Below are 15,454 nucleotides of genomic sequence, written 5' to 3' on the forward strand. Positions count from 1 at the left end.
GTGGGTGTCCCGGATGACGGCCGTGCTGGTCTCGCCGGACGAGCGGTTGGCCGAAACCTATCGGTCGGTGATCAGTGCCTGCGGCACGCTCCGCGTCGCCCTGCAGCACGGTCCGACGCCGGGTCAGGGCTGGCTGCGGCTCAGCGAGCTGGGCTCGGGCCTGGACGCGCTGGTGGCCGCCGAGGCGGCCCGGATCGAGGCCGCGCACGGCACCGCCCCGCGCGCCCATGTGGCGGGTTCCCGGCTGCTGCACCACTACCTGTGGTCGGCCGGGCTGCTGTTCAGCGGCCCCTGGTACCTGACCGGCGAGCTGCCGGTGCTCCGGCCCGAGGACGTCTGGATCGAGATCGCCACCGGTGACCTGCTGGTCCGTCCGAGCGGCTCGGCCCCGGCCGACGAGGCCGGCCTGCGGGCCGCCGTGGCGGCGCACGTCGAGCCGGTGCTGACGGCGTTTCAGCCAATCGTGAAGCGCGGACCCCGGGCGCTCTGGGGCATGGTGACGGACGATCTGGTCTCCGGGATCTGGTACCTCGGCCGGATGCTGGGCGAGGAGGCGTACGCCGTCCGGGTGGCCGAAGCCGTCCTTCCGGGTGACACCGTGCCGTTCCCGGGCGCCGCCGACTTCCGCCGGCTGGCCGGCACCGAGGGCCGCAGCCACCTGACCAGGACCAGGCTCGGCTGCTGCCTCTACTACGCGGTCCAGCCGCCGGACGCCTGCGTGACCTGCCCGCGCACCTGCGACGCCGACCGGGTGCGCCGGCTGGAGGCCTGACGGCCGGTCAGGCGACGGTGACCGGCTCGGCCGCCGGTACGCCCGTCGGAACGCGCCGGTAGCGCCGTCCGGTGGCGGTGCCGGCGGCCAGTGCGCAGGCGGCCAGCGCGGCCGCGCAGGTGATCCAGAACGGCGCGGTGGTGCCGTGCCGCTCGGCCAGCAGACCGGCCAGCAGCGTGCCGCCCGCCTGGGCCAGCGTGATGCTGGAGACCAGCGCGGCCATCGCCTCGCCCAACCGGGCGGCCGGGACGGTCCGTTCGACCAGGCCGAACATCGTGATCATCTGCGGTGCGACCGCCAGCCCGAGGCCCCCGATGGCCAGTGCCAGGCCGCCGACGCTGCCGACCGCGAGCAGCGGCAACGAGACCGCGAGCAGCAGCGCGGTGCCGACCCGCAGCCGCAGCGGCAGGTCCCAGCGGGTCGGCAGGGCGACGGTGGCCAGCCCGGCCAGCGCGCTGGTGCCGCCCATCAGCCCGTAGATCAGCCCGGCCGCGCCCGGCTGCCCGAGCGCCCCGGTGGTCGCGGTGACCCCGACCTGGACCGAGCCGAAGCAGGTGCCGAGCAGCGCCATCCCGGCCAGCAGCAGCACGTACGGCGTGGTCAGCAGCCGTCCGGCGGCGCGCTGTTGGGCCGGGTTCCCGGGGGCGGCGGTCGGGTGCAGGGCGAACAGGGTGGCGCAGACCGCGACCAGGGCGGCACCCACCAGCAGTCCGGCCGCCGGGTCGACCAGGGTGGCCAGCAGGCCGATCATGGCCGGTCCCGCGGTGAACGAGATCTCGTCCACGGTGCCGTCCAGCGAGAGCGTGGCGGAGGTCAACTCGGCGTCGCCGTCCGCGAGTCGGATCCAGCGGCTGCGGGACAGCGGCCCGACCGCCGGGACCGACAGGCCGATCAGGGCGGCGGCGACCAGCTGTTCGGGCAGCGGGCGCCCGGTCTCCGAGGCGCCCACCAGGGTCAGGATGGCCAGCGTGTTGACGACGGCGGTGGCCAGGCCGATCCGGCGCTGCCCGTGCCGGTCGGCGAGCCGCCCGACCAGCGGGCCGCCGACCGCCTGGCCGATCGCCAGCAGTCCGGTGGCGGCCGAACCGCGCCAGACACTGCCGGAGTTGTGGGTGACCAGCAGCAGCACCCCGATCGGGCCCATCGCGTTCGGCAGCCGCCCGAGCGCGGACCAGAGCAGCACCCGCCCGCCGGTCAGTCCGGCGGCGGTCCGGAACGCGGTGAACACGGCCATGCTGGCTCTCCCGTACGGGCCGGGCTCGGGGCGCCCGCCTCCCGTCCGCCGGCCCTGACAGGTGATCGTCCCGCGGGTGGGTCTCGACCGTACGGTGCGCGCGGCGCGGCCCGGAAGGGTGGCTTCGCCCAGGGTGGCGGTGCGGTCACGGTGTGGCACCTGTAGGACCACCCAATGCGCCGCGCCCTCCTGATGGACCGTCATCAGGAGGGCGCGGTGGGTGTGCGGCGCCGAGGCGAGACCCCTCACGCTTCGACTTAGGTAACCCTAACTTGAAGCACGGGAGGGGTGCAAGGGGTCAGAGGTGCTGTTCCAGCACGGCCCGGTACTCCGTGGTCACCCGCCGGTCCATCGCCAGCGTGAACTGCGCGTCGGCCACCGTCCGGGCCAGCGGCCTTACCCGCTGCACCTGTTCGGTCAGCCGGGCGGCCTCGTCGGGGGTGAGTTCCCCGGCCCGCTCCAGTGCGCCGAGCAGCTGCTCGCGGATCAGCGAGGTGAACACCTCGGCGACCGCGTCGGCGTACTCCTGCGCCTGGCGGCTGGCCGCCAGCACCGCGCCGAGCGGGATGCCCTCGGCCACCAGGGCGGTGGTGGCGTCCATCAGCCGGCGGCTGACGTGGGTGATGCCGTCCTCCTCGACCGTGATGTAGCCCTGGTCGATCGACTCGGCGGTGTTGCGCTCGGTGAGTTGGTCGCCGAACGCCCGCTCCAGCTCGGCCCAGCTCAGGTGCACCGGGGTCTCGTCCGACCAGGGGGCGGTGATGGCGGCCTTCAGGCCGATCAGCCCGGCCACGTCCTGGCCGTTCTCGCCCGCGCCGATCAACTCGGTGATGCCGCCCAGGGTGTGGCCGCGCTCCAGCAGTTCGCCGATCATCCGCAGCCGGGTCAGGTGCCGCTCGCCGTACCAGGCGATCCGGCCCTCCCGGCGGGGCGGCTGGAGCAGCTTGCGCTCGCGGTAGAAGCGCAGCGTCCGGGTGCTGATCCCGGCCGCCTCGGCCAGCTCCTCTGCCCGGTACTCCCGGTGCTCCTCGATCTCCACGGCGCCCAGCATAGGACCGACCGGCCGCAGGGGGGCCGGGAGAACCGACCCGGTCGGGCTTCTTCCACTCGGTGTCAGCAAGGACTACCCTGCCAATCGCGCCAGCAATTACTGGCGCGGTTCTAATGGACAGGACCCAGCCCCCAGGAGGCCGACGCATGGCAGCCAGCCCCAAGCGCACCAAGCAGCGCCCGACCGAGGGGACCCCGCACGTCCGGGTCGCCGTGGTCGGTTCCGGATTCGGCGGCATCGGCGCCGGGGTCCGGCTGCGCCGGGCCGGGATCACCGACTTCGTGATCCTCGAGCGGGCCGACGCGGTCGGCGGGACCTGGCGGGACAACAGCTACCCCGGCTGCGCCTGCGACGTCCCCTCGCACCTCTACTCGTTCTCCTTCGCGCCCAACCCCGACTGGCCGCGCAGCTTCTCCGGCCAGCCGGACATCCGGGCCTACCTGGAGCGGGTCACCGACACCTTCGGGCTCCGGCCGCACCTGCGGTTCAACGCCGAGGTGACCGAGCTGCGCTGGGAGCAGGAGCACACCCGCTGGCGGATCACCACCGCCGCCGGGGTGTGGACCGCCGACGCGGTGGTCTCCGCCTCCGGGCCGCTGGCCGACCCGCAGATCCCCGAGCTGCCCGGCCTGGCCGAGTTCCCCGGCAAGGTGTTCCACTCCTCCCGCTGGGACCACGACTACGACCTGACCGGCAAGCGGGTCGCGATGGTGGGCACCGGCGCCTCGGCGGCCCAGATCATCCCGCAGATCCAGCCGAAGGTGGGCAGGCTGACGGTCTTCCAGCGCACCCCCGCCTGGGTCCTGCCGCGCCGTGACCGGGAGATCTCGGCGACCGAGAAGTGGCTGCACGCCAAGCTGCCGCTGACCGGCACGCTCCGTCGGGCGGCCCTGTTCGCGCTCCGCGAGCTCCAGGTGGACGCCTTCGTCCGGCGCCCCGGCACCCTCAGGCTGGTCGAGCAGCTCGCCGTCCACAACATCCACAAGGGCGTCGCCGACCCGGAGTTGCGGGCCCGGCTGACCCCGGACTACCGGATCGGCTGCAAGCGCATCCTGCTCAGCAACACCTACTACCCGGCGCTGGCCGCGGCCAACACCGAGGTGGTCTCCGCCGGTCTCACCGAGCTGCGCGGCTCCACCCTGGTGGCCGCCGACGGCAGCGAGCACGAGGTGGACGCGATCGTCTTCGGCACCGGCTTCCACGTCACCGACATGCCGATCGCGCACCGGGTGTTCGGCATCGACGGGGTCAGTCTGGCCACCGAGTGGAAGGACGGCATGGAGGCGCTGCGCGGCTCGACGGTGCGCGGCTTCCCCAACCTGTTCTTCGTGATCGGGCCGAACACCGGGCTCGGCAACAGCTCGATGATCCTGATGATCGAGTCCCAACTGAACTACCTGGTCGACGCGTTGACCACGCTCGCGGCGCTCGGCGGCGGCGCGCTGCAGCCCACCGCCCGGGCCCAGCGGCAGTGGAACCTCGAGCTCCAGCACCGGATGAGCCGCACGGTCTGGTCCACCGGCGGCTGCCGGAGCTGGTACCAGGACGAGGGCGGCAAGAACACCGTGCTCTGGCCCGCCTCCACCAGCAGCTTCCGCCGGGCCACCCGCCGGCTCGACCTGGCCGAGTACGAGGTGGTCCGGCAGACCGCCCCCGTCGCCGAGGAGGCGCTCGCATGACCACCCTGCCCGCCGACTGCCTGCTGCCCGCCGCCGCCGAGGAGTACCGGATCCGCTCGGCCGACGGCCACTGGATCCATGCCGCCGCGTACGGCCCCGAGGACGCCCCGCTGGTGGTGCTGGCCCACGGCTGGACCTGCTCCACCCGGTTCTGGGCCCCGGTGATCCACCAACTGCTGCCCGACCACCGGGTGGTGGCGTACGACCAGCGCGGCCACGGCCGCAGCGACCGGCCGGTCACCCCGGCCGGGTACACCACGGTGAAGCTGGCCGACGACCTGGCAGCCGTGCTCGGCCGGGTCGTCCCGGCCGGCCGCCGGGCCGTGCTGGCCGGGCACAGCATGGGCGGAATGACCATCATGGCCGCCGCCGACCGGGCCGAGGTGGCCGACCGGACCGCCGCCGTCGCCTTGGTCAGCACCGGCGCGGGGGACCTGCTGGCCGAGCTGAAGGTGGTGCCGGACGCCGTCCGGGGCGGCCTGCGCCGGTTCCTGGGGCGGCAGTTGCTGCACTCCCGACTGCCGCTCGGCCCGGTCACCCCGCTCAGCCGGGCCGCCCTGAAGTACGCCACCATGGGCCCGGCCACCCCCGCCGACCGGGCCGAGGTGAACGCCCGGATCGTGCACGCCTGCCCCGCCGGGGTCCGCCACCGGTGGTCCCTGGTGCTCGGCGGCCTCGACCTGTACGCCCAGCTCGGCAAGCTGGCCGCCCCCACCGCAGTGGTGGTCGGCACCCACGACCGGCTCACCCCGCCGGTGCACTCGCACCGGATCCTCGCCGCACTGCCCGCGCCCGAGGGCCTGCTCGAACTCCCCGGGGTCGGCCACATGTCCCCGGTCGAACGCCCCGCCGAGGTGGCCGGCGAGATCCGCCGCCTGGTCCGCTCGCACCTGAACACCGCCCGGAAGGTGGCCGAATGAGCCCGCAGCTGACCGGTCAGGTCATCGTCGTCACCGGAGCCGCCCGGGGCGTCGGTGCCCTGACGGCCCGTAAGCTCGCCCAGCGCGGCGCCAGGCTCGCGCTGGTCGGCCTGGAGCCCGAGGAGCTCAAGGCGGTCGCCGCCCAGTGCGGTCCGGAGGCCGGCCACTGGGTGGCCGACGTCACCGACCTGGCGGCGCTGCGCAGCACCGCGCAGGCGATCGAGGAGCGGTACGGCCGGATCGACACCGTGGTCGCCAACGCCGGGATCGCCCTCGGCGGGCCGCTGGTGGACAGCGACCCCGACGCCTTCGACCGGGTGATCGAGGTCAACCTGCTCGGCAGCGTGGCCACCGCCCGGGCCTTCCTGCCCGCGCTCACCAGGAGCCGGGGCTACCTGCTGCAGATCGCCTCGCTGGCCGCGATCACCCCCGCCCCGCTGATGTCCGCGTACTGCGCGAGCAAGGCCGGGGTGGAGGCGTTCGCCCACTCGCTCCGCGCCGAGGTCGCCCACCAAGGTGTCAAGGTCGGCGTGGGGTACCTGAGTTGGACCGACACCGACATGGTGCGCGGCGCCGACCAGGACGAGGTGCTGCGGCGGATGCGGGCCGGGCTGCCCTGGCCCGCCAACAAGACCTACCCGCTGCCGCCGGCCGTCGACCGGCTGGTCGCGGGCATCGCCCGGCGCTCCGCGCACGTCTACGCCCAGCCCTGGCTGCGCGGCATGCAGCCGGTCCGCTGGCTGCTGCCGAGCCTGATCGCGGCCGTCGGCTCGCGCGACGTGGCCAAGCTGGCCCCGCAGTTGAAGGCCACCGCGGCCTCCCGGCTGCGTCCGGTCGGTGCGGGCGGCGAGGCCGACTCGGCGGCCCGCAGCACACCCTGACCGGGCCGGAACGCGCCGAAGCCCCGACCGCAGAGCACAGGCTCTGCGGTCGGGGCTTCGGCGTCAGCGGGTGACGGACCGTCAGCCGAGGGTGGCCAGCGCCTCGTTGAAGGTCGCCGAGGGCCGCATGATCGCGGCGGCCTTGGCGGCGTCGGGCTGGTAGTAGCCACCGATGTCGGCGGGCGAACCCTGCACGGCGATCAGCTCGGCCACGATGGTCTGCTCCTGCGCGGCCAGCGTCTTGGCCAGACCCGCGAACGCCTCGGCCAGCTCGGCGTCGACGGTCTGACCGGCCAGCTCCTGGGCCCAGTACAGCGCCAGGTAGAAGTGGCTGCCACGGTTGTCGATGCCACCGAGGCGGCGGCTCGGTGACTTGTCCTCGTTGAGGAAGGTGCCGGTGGCCCGGTCCAGGGTGTCGGCGAGCACCTGGGCGCTCGCGTTGCCGGTGGTCTGCGCCAGGTGCTCGAAGCTCGCGGCCAGCGCGAAGAACTCGCCCAGGCTGTCCCAGCGCAGGTAGTTCTCCTTGACCAGCTGCTGGACGTGCTTCGGGGCGGAGCCGCCCGCGCCGGTCTCGAACAGACCGCCGCCGTTCATCAGCGGCACGACCGACAGCATCTTGGCGCTGGTGCCCAGCTCCAGGATCGGGAACAGGTCGGTCAGGTAGTCGCGCAGCACGTTGCCGGTCACCGAGATGGTGTCCTCGCCGCGGCGGATCCGCTCCAGCGAGAAGGCGGTGGCCTCGACCGGGGAGAGGATCTCGATCTGCAGACCGGTGGTGTCGTGCTCCGGGAGGTACTGCTTGACCTTCTCGATCAGCACGGCGTCGTGCGCGCGGGTCGCGTCCAGCCAGAACACGGCCGGGTTGCCGGTGGCGCGGGCCCGGGTGACGGCCAGCTTGACCCAGTCCTGGATCGGCAGGTCCTTGGTCTGGCAGGCGCGGAAGATGTCGCCGGCCTCGACGGCCTGCTCCAGCACGACCGCGCCGGTGGCGTCGACCAGGCGGACGGTGCCGGCGGCGGCGACCTCGAAGGTCTTGTCGTGGCTGCCGTACTCCTCGGCCGCCTGCGCCATCAGACCGACGTTCGGGACCGAGCCCATGGTCGACGGGTCGAAGGCGCCGTGGGCGCGGCAGTCGTCGATGACGACCTGGTAGACACCGGCGTAGCTGCTGTCCGGCAGCACGGCCAGGGTGTCGGCCTCGGCGCCGTCCGGGCCCCACATGTGGCCGGAGGTGCGGATCATGGCCGGCATCGAGGCGTCGACGATCACGTCGCTCGGCACGTGCAGGTTGGTGATGCCCTTGTCCGAGTCGACCATCGCGAGCGCGGGGCCCTCGGCCAGCTCGGCGTCGAACGAGGCCTTGATCTCGGCGCCCTGGGGCAGTGCGGCGAGGCCGTCGAGGATGCCGCCGAGGCCGTTGTTCGGGCTCAGGCCGGCCGCGGCCAGCACCTCGCCGTAGGCGGCGAAGGTCTTCGGGAAGAAGGCGCGGACCACGTGGCCGAAGACGATCGGGTCGGAGACCTTCATCATGGTGGCCTTGAGGTGCACCGAGAACAGCACGCCCTCGGCCTTGGCCCGGGCCACCTGCGCGGCCAGGAAATCGTTCAGCGCGGCGGCGCGCATGACCGAGGCGTCCACGACCTCGCCCGCGAGCACCGGCACCGACTCGCGCAGCACGGTGGTGGCGCCGTCGGCGGCGACGTGCTCGATCCGGAGCGCGCCGGCCTCGGCGACCACGGCCGACTTCTCGGTGGAACGGAAGTCGTCGGTGCCCATGGTGGCGACGTTGGTCTTGGAGTCGGCCGACCAGGCGCCCATCCGGTGCGGGTGGGTCTTGGCGTAGTTCTTCACCGAGGCGGGGGCGCGGCGGTCGGAGTTGCCCTCGCGGAGCACCGGGTTGACGGCGCTGCCCTTGATCTTGTCGTACCGGGCGCGGACGTCGCGGTCCTGCTCGGTCTTCGGGTCGTCCGGGTAGTCCGGCAGCGCGTAGCCCTGCGCCTGGAGCTCGGCCACGGCAGCCTTGAGCTGCGGGATCGAGGCCGAGACGTTCGGCAGCTTGATGATGTTGGCGCCCGGCGTCTTGGCGAGCTCGCCGAGCTCGGCCAGCGCGTCGGCGATCCGCTGCTCCGCCGCGAGGAACTCGGGGAAGCTCGCGATGATGCGCCCGGCCAGGGAGATGTCGCGAGTCTCCACACTGACGCCCGCTGTCGAGGCGTAGGCCTGGATGACCGGCAGGAGCGAGTACGTCGCCAGGGCCGGGGCCTCGTCAGTGTGCGTATAGATGATGGTCGAGTCAGTCACCGGTGCTCCGCTCCATGTCTACTAACGTCTTGATATCAAGATATCTCGTCTTCGGCCGTTCCCGACACCAACCCCCTCTCCGAAGGGAGGGCGAGCAGCGCGTCGTACGCCGTCTGGACGAAACGGCCGCCGAGCGAGGGGCCGGCGTTGGCCAGCGCGGCCAGCGCGGTGCCGCGCTCGGGGTCGAATCCGACGAAGCCGGTGCAGCCCCGGGTGCCGCCGGAGTGGAAGTAGGTGCTCCGCCGCAGGCTCCAGGCCAGCGGCAGCCGGACGGCCCGCAGGGCGGGGGCGAGCGGCCCGGCCGGGGCGAGGTGGGCGGTCAGGTAGCCGAGCAGGTCCCGGCCGGTGGAGCGGAGCGCACCGGCGGCCGGCAGCCCGGGGATCCGCCAGGGCGGCAGCGGGCGGCCCCGCCGGTGGCCGAGCGCCCGGCCCGGGGCCAGCTCGGCACAGTCGGTGGCGGTCAGCCCGAGCGGTCCGCAGACCAGCCCGGCCAGCAGCTCCGGGTACGGCGTCCCGGTGCGTTCGGCCAGTGCGCGGCCGAGCAGGGCCATCCCGAAGTTGGAGTAGCGGACCCGGCCGGGCGACCGGGGCCTGATCGGGGCGGCCAGCAGCCGGTCGTCGCCGAAGGCCGCGTACGGGTTGCGGTACCACTGCGGCAGGGCGGAGCGGAGCAGGCCGGGCGGCAGCCGGGGCAGCCCGGCGGTGTGGGTGGCCAGGGCGCGCAGGGTGCAGCGGGCGGCGACCGGCAGGTGGGCGGAGAGCGGGTCGTCCAGGGTGACCTCGCCCTGGGTGGCCAGCTCGGCCAGCAGCAGCCCGGTGAAGGTCTTGGTGACCGAGCCGAGTTCGTAGCCGGTGTCCGCGGTCACCTTCGGACCGCCCGCGAACTCCGTTCCATGGCAGTGCACTTCACCGCGCCCGCCGGAGAAGGTGACCAGTGTCACAGCGGTCGCCCCGGGGGCGGCGGCGACCAGGGCGGCCAGCGTCACACCGCCACCGGCGAGCCGCCGAGGGCGCGGGCCAGCGTCACCGTCCCGGCGATCGCCGCGACCACCGCCGTGTGCTCGTGGTCCTTGAAGGCCCGGGCCGGGTCCTGGTCGACCGGTTCGGTGTCCCGGGGGGTCAGGCCGTCGGGGTGCTGGGCGCCGGCCAGCCGCTCCCAGGGGTCGAGGCCGCAGACCGGCTCCCCGGTGCAGGAGTCCACGATCAGCAGCTCGCCGACCAGGTCCCACTGGCCGACCTCCAGCCAGATGTCGACCCAGACCGGCAGCCAGTCCCGCAGGTACGAGCGGAGCGGCGCGGGCAGGTCGTCCGGGCGGGCACCCCAGTCGGTCAGGTGGAAGACGGTGTGGGTGAGGTCGTAGCCGGTGCTCCAGTCGATCGCCCAGGGCTCGGGGGTGGCACCCAGCCAGGTGGCGTCGGCCAGCGCGGCCCAGTCCGGCCGGTGGTCCAGGCCGACCACCCGGCGGGCGTTGGCGACCGCGAGCCGCCGGTTGGGCACCAGCTCGGCGGCGTGGGTGGCGCGGAGCCGGGTGAGCGAGCCGAGCAGTTCGTCCAACGGCCGGTGCCGGAAGCCGGACCGGGCGAAGTGGGCGTACGTCTCCAGCGGGTCGGACAGGTTGGGGAAGCGCAACTGCCGTTCGTAGAGCAGGTTCCCGCTCTGCAGCTGGTGCCAGCAGAACTCGATCAGCTCGCCCGCCGCCGCCAGGTCGCGGGCCCCGGCCACGCCGTCCCGCAGGATCAGCGAGGCGGCCAGCGCGGACTCCCCGATCGGCTTGTAGGCGGTGTCGGGGTCGGAGAGGTCGATGGTGGTGTCCGGCGGGAGGGTGCCGTGGCCGTCCTGGTGGGCCCGGTGCAGCCAGTGCAGGGCGTTCGAGCCGAGCTGTTGGGCGGTGCTCAGCAGCCGGGACTCCGTCATCGTCGACCCTCCGTCAACAGGCGTTCGGTGATGGTGAGTTCGAGCGCGGTCCGGCGGGAGTCGTCGCCGACCAGCCGGAGCCGGTCCAGCAGCGGCGGCAGTTCCAGCGGGGCCGGGGCGTCGAGCCAGGCCAGCCAGCGGGTCAGCCGGAGCGCCGTCCGGTGGTCCCGGCGGAGCATCGCCCGGGTGGCGCCGCGGGCCAGCGCGAGCGGCTGCTGCCGGGCCGCCCGGTGCACCGGGCCGTCGAGTCCGGGCAGTGCCAGCGGGGCGAGTTGGGCCATCCGTACCGACCAGCGCGGCCAGTGCTCAGGATCGGGGACCTCGCCGGGCTGCGGGACGGCCCGGCCGGCCAGGAAGCCCGCCACGTGGTCCAGCCAGGCCACCACCAGGTCGTCCTGGCCGACCGGGGCGGCCGGGCCGGGCGGGAAGGCCAGCAGGGCGGCGGCCAGCGAGGCGGTGGTGACGCTCGCCAGCGGTGCCCGGGCGAGGAGCTGGGCGGCGAACAGGTCGGGGCCGAGCACCCGGAGCGCGGCGAGCTCGGCGGTGCTGGTGGGGTCGGTGAGCGTGACCGCGCCCCCGGCGCCGGTGACGGCGTCGAGGGCGCGGCCCGCCACCTGCTCGACCGCGGCGGCGTACGCGTCGCGCAGCGAGGTGTCGGTGACCGGCATGGTGGTGAAGTCTCCTGTGGTGGCGGACCGTTCGGCGGGACCGGCCGGTCCGGACCGGGCCGGGTGACCCGGTCCGGACCGGCGTGGTCAGCCGCCGGTGTGCCTCGGACCCCTCGGCTCCCTGGGGGACAGCGGGAGCAGTGGGGCGAGGGCGGTGGCCGGGCAGTGCAGCGGGGCGCCGCTGACCGGTGCCTCGGCCTCGGTGGGCAGGGCGGTCACGACCGCCCGTCGGTGCGGTGCGGTGGCCGGGCGGACGATGCCGGGGGACGCGGACATCGGACCGCCTCGGCTCAGCTCCGGTCCTTCGGGGGCTTGGGCGAGAGCAGCAGGAGCAACAGCAGCAGTCCGGCGGCCTCGGGCCGGTGGACCGGTGCCGCGCTGACGGTGGCCTCGCCCTCGGTCAGCAGCCCGGCCAGTGCGGTGCGTTCGGCCGCCGTGGCCTGCGGCCGTACCGGGGTGTGGATCTGAGTGGGCATCAGATACCTCCTTGTCGTCCAGGAGCGACGTCGGCTCGACGCCGCACGGCAAAGCTACGAGCACGAATCGTCCGGATCGGCGAGGGCTCGCCGAACGAGCCGTCAGATCAGCTGCGACGCGCCGGTGCACGGGTGATTACCTGCGAGTACGGTCGGCACATGACGACTGCTCTCATCACCGGCGCGACCGCCGGAATCGGCGCCGCCTTCGCCCGCCGCCTCGCCAAGGACGGGCGGGACCTGGTCCTGGTCGCCCGCGACGCCGGACGGTTGGCCGACACGGCGGCCGAGTTGACGAAGACGTACGGAGTCGAGGTCGAGGTGCTCCCCGCCGACCTGGCCACCGACGCGGGGATCGGCGCGGTCGAGGAGCGACTGAGGGACACCGTCCGACCGGTCGACATCCTGATCAACAACGCCGGCTTCGGCAACCAGGGCGCCTACCTGACCGCCCCGCTGGAGCAGGAGCTCGACATGCTCAAGGTGCACGTCGAGGCGATCCTGCGGACCACCTCGGCCGCGCTGCCGGGCATGCGCGAGCGCGGCTTCGGCGACATCGTGAACGTCGCCTCGGTGGCGGCCTTCCTGCCGCGCGGCACGTACGGCGCCAGCAAGGCCTGGGTGGTCAGCTTCACCCAGGGGGCGGCCCGCGACCTCGGCGGCACCGGGGTCCGGCTGATGGCGCTGGCCCCGGGCTTCACACGGACGGAGTTCCACCAGCGGGCCGGGATGGGCACCTCGGGCATCCCCGCCTGGGGCTGGCTCTCGGCGGAGCGGGTGGTGGACGAGGCGCTGCGCGACCTGGCCAAGGGGCGCTCGCTGTCCGTCCCCGGCCGGCGGTACAAGGCGGTCGTGGCGATTGCCAGGCTGCTGCCCGCCGGGAAGCTGGGCGGGATCTCCAGCAAGGCGGCGCGGACGTACAAGTGAGACGCTGTGGTCCAGGGTTCGAGACCTCGGCTCATTATTAGCCCGTCTAACTATGAGCTATGCTCGGTATGTGAGCAGGGGGACTCCTGCTCACGTACCGACACCACGGGGAGGTCGCCTGTGCGCGACGAGATCAACTGGACACCGCCGCCACGGGCCAAGGGCGAACCGCGCCCGCCGGCCGAGTGGCGCCGCATCCTCGCCCTGTTCCGCCCCTACCGGGCCAGGCTCGCCGTGGTCGGCCTGCTGGTGGCGGCCTCCGCCGTGGTCGGCGTGGTCACCCCGTTCCTGCTCCGCGCGGTGCTGGACACCGCGATCCCGCAGGGCCGCACCGGGCTGCTCAGCCTGCTCGCGCTCGGGATGATCGCGGCCGCCGTGGTGAACAGCATCTTCGGGGTGCTGCAGACCCTGATCTCCACCACGGTCGGCCAGCGCGTCATGCACGACCTGCGGACCGCGGTCTACCGCCACCTGCAGCGGATGTCGCTGGCCTTCTTCACCCGGACCCGCACCGGCGAGGTGCAGTCCCGGATCGCCAACGACATCGGCGGCATGCAGTCCACCGTCACCTCCACCGCCACCTCGCTGGTCTCCAACCTGACCGGCGTGATCGCCACCGTGGTCGCCATGGTCGCGCTGGACTGGCGGCTCACCGTGGTCTCGCTGCTGCTGCTCCCGCTGTTCGTCTGGATCAGCCGCCGGGTCGGCAACGAGCGCAAGAAGATCACCACCGAGCGGCAGAAGCAGCTGGCCGCGATGAGCTCCGCCGTCCAGGAGTCGCTGTCCGTCAGCGGCATCCTGCTCGGCCGCACGATGGGCCGCTCCGGCTCGCTCTCGCACGAGTTCGACCGGCAGTCGGACGAATTGGCCGAGTTGGAGGTCCGCTCCAGCATGGCCGGGCGCTGGCGGATGGCCACCATCGGGATCGTGATGGCCGCGATGCCCGCCGTCATCTACTGGGCCGCCGGGCTGGCGATGGCGGGCGGCGCCCCGATCGTCTCGGTCGGCACCTTGGTCGCCTTCGTCTCGCTCCAGCAGGGCCTGTTCCGACCCACCGTCAGCCTGCTCTCCACCGGCGTGCAGGTGCAGACCTCGCTCGCACTGTTCCAGCGGATCTTCGAGTACCTCGACCTCCCGGTCGAGATCGCCGAACCCGCCGATCCGGTCCGGCTGTCCGTCATCCGCGGGGACGTCACCTTCGAGAACGTCGACTTCCGCTACAACGCCGACCAGGACCGCCCGACCCTGACCGGGATCGACCTCAAGCTCCCGGCCGGCGGCTCGCTCGCCGTGGTCGGCGAGACCGGCTCGGGCAAGACCACCCTCAGCTACCTGGTGCCCCGGCTCTACGACGTGACCGGCGGCCGGGTCCTGATCGACGGCACCGACGTCCGCGAACTCGGCTTCGACACCCTGGCCGACGCGATCGGCGTGGTCTCCCAGGAGACCTACCTGTTCCATGCCTCGGTCGCCGACAACCTGCGGTTCGCCAAGCCCGACGCCACCGACGCCCAACTGGTCGAGGCCGCCCGGGCGGCCCAGATCCACGAGCTGATCGCCGGGCTCCCCGAGGGCTACGACACCGTGGTCGGCGAGCGCGGCTACCGGTTCTCCGGCGGCGAGAAGCAGCGCCTGGCGATCGCCAGGACGGTGCTCCGCAACCCGCCGATCCTGATCCTGGACGAGGCCACCAGCGCACTCGACAACCAGACCGAACGAGCCGTCCAGCAGGCCATCGACGCCCTGTCCGCGGGCCGCACCACGATCACCATCGCGCACCGGCTCTCCACCGTGCGGCGGGCCGACCAGATCGCCGTGCTGGACGCGGGCGAGATCGCCGAACTCGGCACCCACGAGGAACTGCTCGCGCGGAACGGGCGGTACGCCGCACTGCTGCGCCGTGAGCTGCCGTCAGGCGGGCCCGCCGACGGGCCCTTGGGCGACGACGGTCAGGCCGCCATCGGACGCTCGTTGTAGACCTCGGCCAGCTCCTGGCCGGACAGCTGGTGGATCGCCGCCATCACCTGGTCGGTGACCTCGCGACGGGCCCGGGCCGAACGCGCCTGGCCGTGCAGCTCGTCGAAGTGCAGCGGCTCCCCGAAGCGCACGGTCACCTTGCGCAGCCGGGGGATCCGCTTGCCGACCGGCAGGATGTCCGCCGGCCCCTCCAGCGCCACCGGAACGACCGGCACCCCGGCGGTCAGCGCCAGCCACGCCACCCCGGTCTTGCCCCGGTACAGCCGCCCGTCCAGCGAACGGGTGCCCTCCGGGTAGATGCCGAACGCCTTGCCCTCCCGGAGGATCTCCAGCGCCGAGTCCAGCGCGGCCTGGGCGGTCTTGATCTCGCCACGCTCCACCGGGACGGCGTTGAGCGCCTTGAAGAGCGCCCTGGAGAGCGCACCCTTGAGGCCGGTGCCGGTGAAGTACTCGGCCTTGGCGAGGAAGTACACGCGGCGCGGCGCGGTCAGCGGGATCACCACGCTGTCGATGAACGACAGGTGATTGCTCGCCAGGATCACTCCGCCATCACGCGGCACGTTCTCCAGCCCCTCGATGACGGGGCGGTAGACCGCCTTCGCCACGGGCTTGAGCACGAGCTTGGTGATGAGGTTGATCATCTAGTCTCCCTG

General features: G+C 73.4%; 15 protein-coding genes. 6 read left to right on the top strand and 9 right to left on the bottom strand.

Annotation, left to right across the window (positions count from 1 at the left end; translation table 11 throughout):
* Positions 1 to 13 precede the first annotated feature (13 nt).
* Positions 14 to 772 carry a (2Fe-2S)-binding protein gene (locus OHV05_RS27930; RefSeq protein WP_405020113.1) on the top strand — a complete coding sequence of 253 codons (759 nt, stop codon included), beginning with the start codon at positions 14 to 16 and terminating at the stop codon, positions 770 to 772.
* Positions 773 to 779: 7 nt separating this feature from the next.
* Here the strand turns inward: OHV05_RS27930 and OHV05_RS27935 are convergent, their stop codons facing one another.
* Both OHV05_RS27935 and OHV05_RS27940 read right to left on the bottom strand, forming a co-directional pair.
* Entirely contained in the window at positions 780 to 2,006 is a 1,227-nt protein-coding gene (locus OHV05_RS27935) for an MFS transporter (protein ID WP_405020114.1), read from the bottom strand.
* A 298-nt stretch (positions 2,007 to 2,304) separates the two neighbouring features.
* Positions 2,305 to 3,045 (bottom strand): MerR family transcriptional regulator, encoded by a 741-nt coding sequence (locus OHV05_RS27940; protein ID WP_405020115.1) that lies wholly within the window; start codon positions 3,043 to 3,045, stop codon positions 2,305 to 2,307.
* Between the two features lie 158 nt (positions 3,046 to 3,203).
* Here OHV05_RS27940 and OHV05_RS27945 point away from each other — a divergent pair, with 158 nt between their 5' ends.
* The 3 genes from OHV05_RS27945 to OHV05_RS27955 are packed head-to-tail and all read left to right on the top strand — an operon-like array spanning position 3,204 to position 6,537.
* A complete protein-coding gene (locus tag OHV05_RS27945; RefSeq protein ID WP_405020116.1) occupies positions 3,204 to 4,736 on the top strand; it encodes a flavin-containing monooxygenase in 1,533 nt (510 codons plus the stop codon).
* Positions 4,733 to 5,656, top strand: coding sequence for an alpha/beta fold hydrolase (locus tag OHV05_RS27950; RefSeq protein WP_405020117.1), 924 nt, complete (start codon positions 4,733 to 4,735; stop codon positions 5,654 to 5,656). The genes OHV05_RS27945 and OHV05_RS27950 overlap by 4 nt, the downstream gene beginning before the upstream one ends.
* Positions 5,653 to 6,537, top strand: coding sequence for an SDR family oxidoreductase (locus tag OHV05_RS27955; protein WP_405020118.1), 885 nt, complete (start codon positions 5,653 to 5,655; stop codon positions 6,535 to 6,537). Before OHV05_RS27950 ends, OHV05_RS27955 begins: the two co-directional genes overlap by 4 nt.
* A gap of 81 nt (positions 6,538 to 6,618) precedes the next feature.
* Here the strand turns inward: OHV05_RS27955 and OHV05_RS27960 are convergent, their stop codons facing one another.
* The 6 genes from OHV05_RS27960 to OHV05_RS27985 form a co-directional block, all read right to left on the bottom strand.
* Positions 6,619 to 8,838 (bottom strand): NADP-dependent isocitrate dehydrogenase, encoded by a 2,220-nt coding sequence (locus tag OHV05_RS27960; protein ID WP_405020119.1) that lies wholly within the window; start codon positions 8,836 to 8,838, stop codon positions 6,619 to 6,621.
* A 35-nt stretch (positions 8,839 to 8,873) separates the two neighbouring features.
* On the bottom strand, positions 8,874 to 9,824 hold the full coding sequence (locus OHV05_RS27965; RefSeq protein ID WP_405020120.1) for a serine hydrolase domain-containing protein: 951 nt from the start codon (positions 9,822 to 9,824) through the stop codon (positions 8,874 to 8,876).
* The gene (locus OHV05_RS27970; RefSeq protein WP_405020121.1) at positions 9,821 to 10,753 is read right to left on the bottom strand and encodes a DUF6895 family protein; all 933 of its coding nucleotides are present in this window, start codon (positions 10,751 to 10,753) and stop codon (positions 9,821 to 9,823) included. Before OHV05_RS27970 ends, OHV05_RS27965 begins: the two co-directional genes overlap by 4 nt.
* Positions 10,750 to 11,421 (bottom strand): hypothetical protein, encoded by a 672-nt coding sequence (locus tag OHV05_RS27975; RefSeq protein WP_405020122.1) that lies wholly within the window; start codon positions 11,419 to 11,421, stop codon positions 10,750 to 10,752. Before OHV05_RS27975 ends, OHV05_RS27970 begins: the two co-directional genes overlap by 4 nt.
* A gap of 87 nt (positions 11,422 to 11,508) precedes the next feature.
* Positions 11,509 to 11,697: a hypothetical protein gene (locus OHV05_RS27980; protein ID WP_405020123.1), complete on the bottom strand. Its 189-nt coding sequence runs from the start codon at positions 11,695 to 11,697 to the stop codon at positions 11,509 to 11,511.
* A 14-nt stretch (positions 11,698 to 11,711) separates the two neighbouring features.
* Positions 11,712 to 11,897: a hypothetical protein gene (locus OHV05_RS27985; protein ID WP_405020124.1), complete on the bottom strand. Its 186-nt coding sequence runs from the start codon at positions 11,895 to 11,897 to the stop codon at positions 11,712 to 11,714.
* 159 nt (positions 11,898 to 12,056) lie between these two features.
* On the opposite strand from OHV05_RS27985, the gene OHV05_RS27990 reads away from it, so the two are divergent.
* Together OHV05_RS27990 and OHV05_RS27995 are read left to right on the top strand one after the other, a co-directional pair.
* Positions 12,057 to 12,824, top strand: a complete 768-nt coding sequence (locus OHV05_RS27990) for an SDR family NAD(P)-dependent oxidoreductase (protein ID WP_405020125.1) — start codon at positions 12,057 to 12,059, stop codon at positions 12,822 to 12,824.
* Positions 12,825 to 12,944: 120 nt separating this feature from the next.
* The gene (locus OHV05_RS27995) at positions 12,945 to 14,801 is read left to right on the top strand and encodes an ABC transporter ATP-binding protein (RefSeq protein ID WP_405020126.1); all 1,857 of its coding nucleotides are present in this window, start codon (positions 12,945 to 12,947) and stop codon (positions 14,799 to 14,801) included.
* Here OHV05_RS27995 and OHV05_RS28000 read toward each other — a convergent pair.
* Complete coding sequence (locus OHV05_RS28000) at positions 14,774 to 15,442, bottom strand: lysophospholipid acyltransferase family protein (RefSeq protein WP_405020127.1); 669 nt, start codon at positions 15,440 to 15,442, stop codon at positions 14,774 to 14,776. The two genes, OHV05_RS27995 and OHV05_RS28000, sit on opposite strands and share 28 nt — an antisense overlap.
* Positions 15,443 to 15,454 lie beyond the last annotated feature (12 nt).

It is taken from the genome of Kitasatospora sp. NBC_00070 (assembly GCF_045041205.1).
In the GTDB taxonomy this organism is placed as follows: Bacteria; Actinomycetota; Actinomycetes; order Streptomycetales; family Streptomycetaceae; genus Kitasatospora.

Excerpts from the sequence above, each read along its gene's own strand:
- OHV05_RS27930 (WP_405020113.1), top strand. The coding sequence starts at position 14 with ATGACGGCCGTGCTGGTCTCGCCGGACGAGCGGTTGGCCGAAACCTAT.
- OHV05_RS27935 (WP_405020114.1), bottom strand. The coding sequence starts at position 2,006 with ATGGCCGTGTTCACCGCGTTCCGGACCGCCGCCGGACTGACCGGCGGG.
- OHV05_RS27945 (WP_405020116.1), top strand. The coding sequence starts at position 3,204 with ATGGCAGCCAGCCCCAAGCGCACCAAGCAGCGCCCGACCGAGGGGACC.
- OHV05_RS27950 (WP_405020117.1), top strand. The coding sequence starts at position 4,733 with ATGACCACCCTGCCCGCCGACTGCCTGCTGCCCGCCGCCGCCGAGGAG.
- OHV05_RS27955 (WP_405020118.1), top strand. The coding sequence starts at position 5,653 with ATGAGCCCGCAGCTGACCGGTCAGGTCATCGTCGTCACCGGAGCCGCC.
- OHV05_RS27970 (WP_405020121.1), bottom strand. The coding sequence starts at position 10,753 with ATGACGGAGTCCCGGCTGCTGAGCACCGCCCAACAGCTCGGCTCGAAC.
- OHV05_RS27975 (WP_405020122.1), bottom strand. The coding sequence starts at position 11,421 with ATGCCGGTCACCGACACCTCGCTGCGCGACGCGTACGCCGCCGCGGTC.
- OHV05_RS27980 (WP_405020123.1), bottom strand. The coding sequence starts at position 11,697 with ATGTCCGCGTCCCCCGGCATCGTCCGCCCGGCCACCGCACCGCACCGA.
- OHV05_RS27985 (WP_405020124.1), bottom strand. The coding sequence starts at position 11,897 with ATGCCCACTCAGATCCACACCCCGGTACGGCCGCAGGCCACGGCGGCC.
- OHV05_RS27990 (WP_405020125.1), top strand. The coding sequence starts at position 12,057 with ATGACGACTGCTCTCATCACCGGCGCGACCGCCGGAATCGGCGCCGCC.
- OHV05_RS28000 (WP_405020127.1), bottom strand. The coding sequence starts at position 15,442 with ATGATCAACCTCATCACCAAGCTCGTGCTCAAGCCCGTGGCGAAGGCG.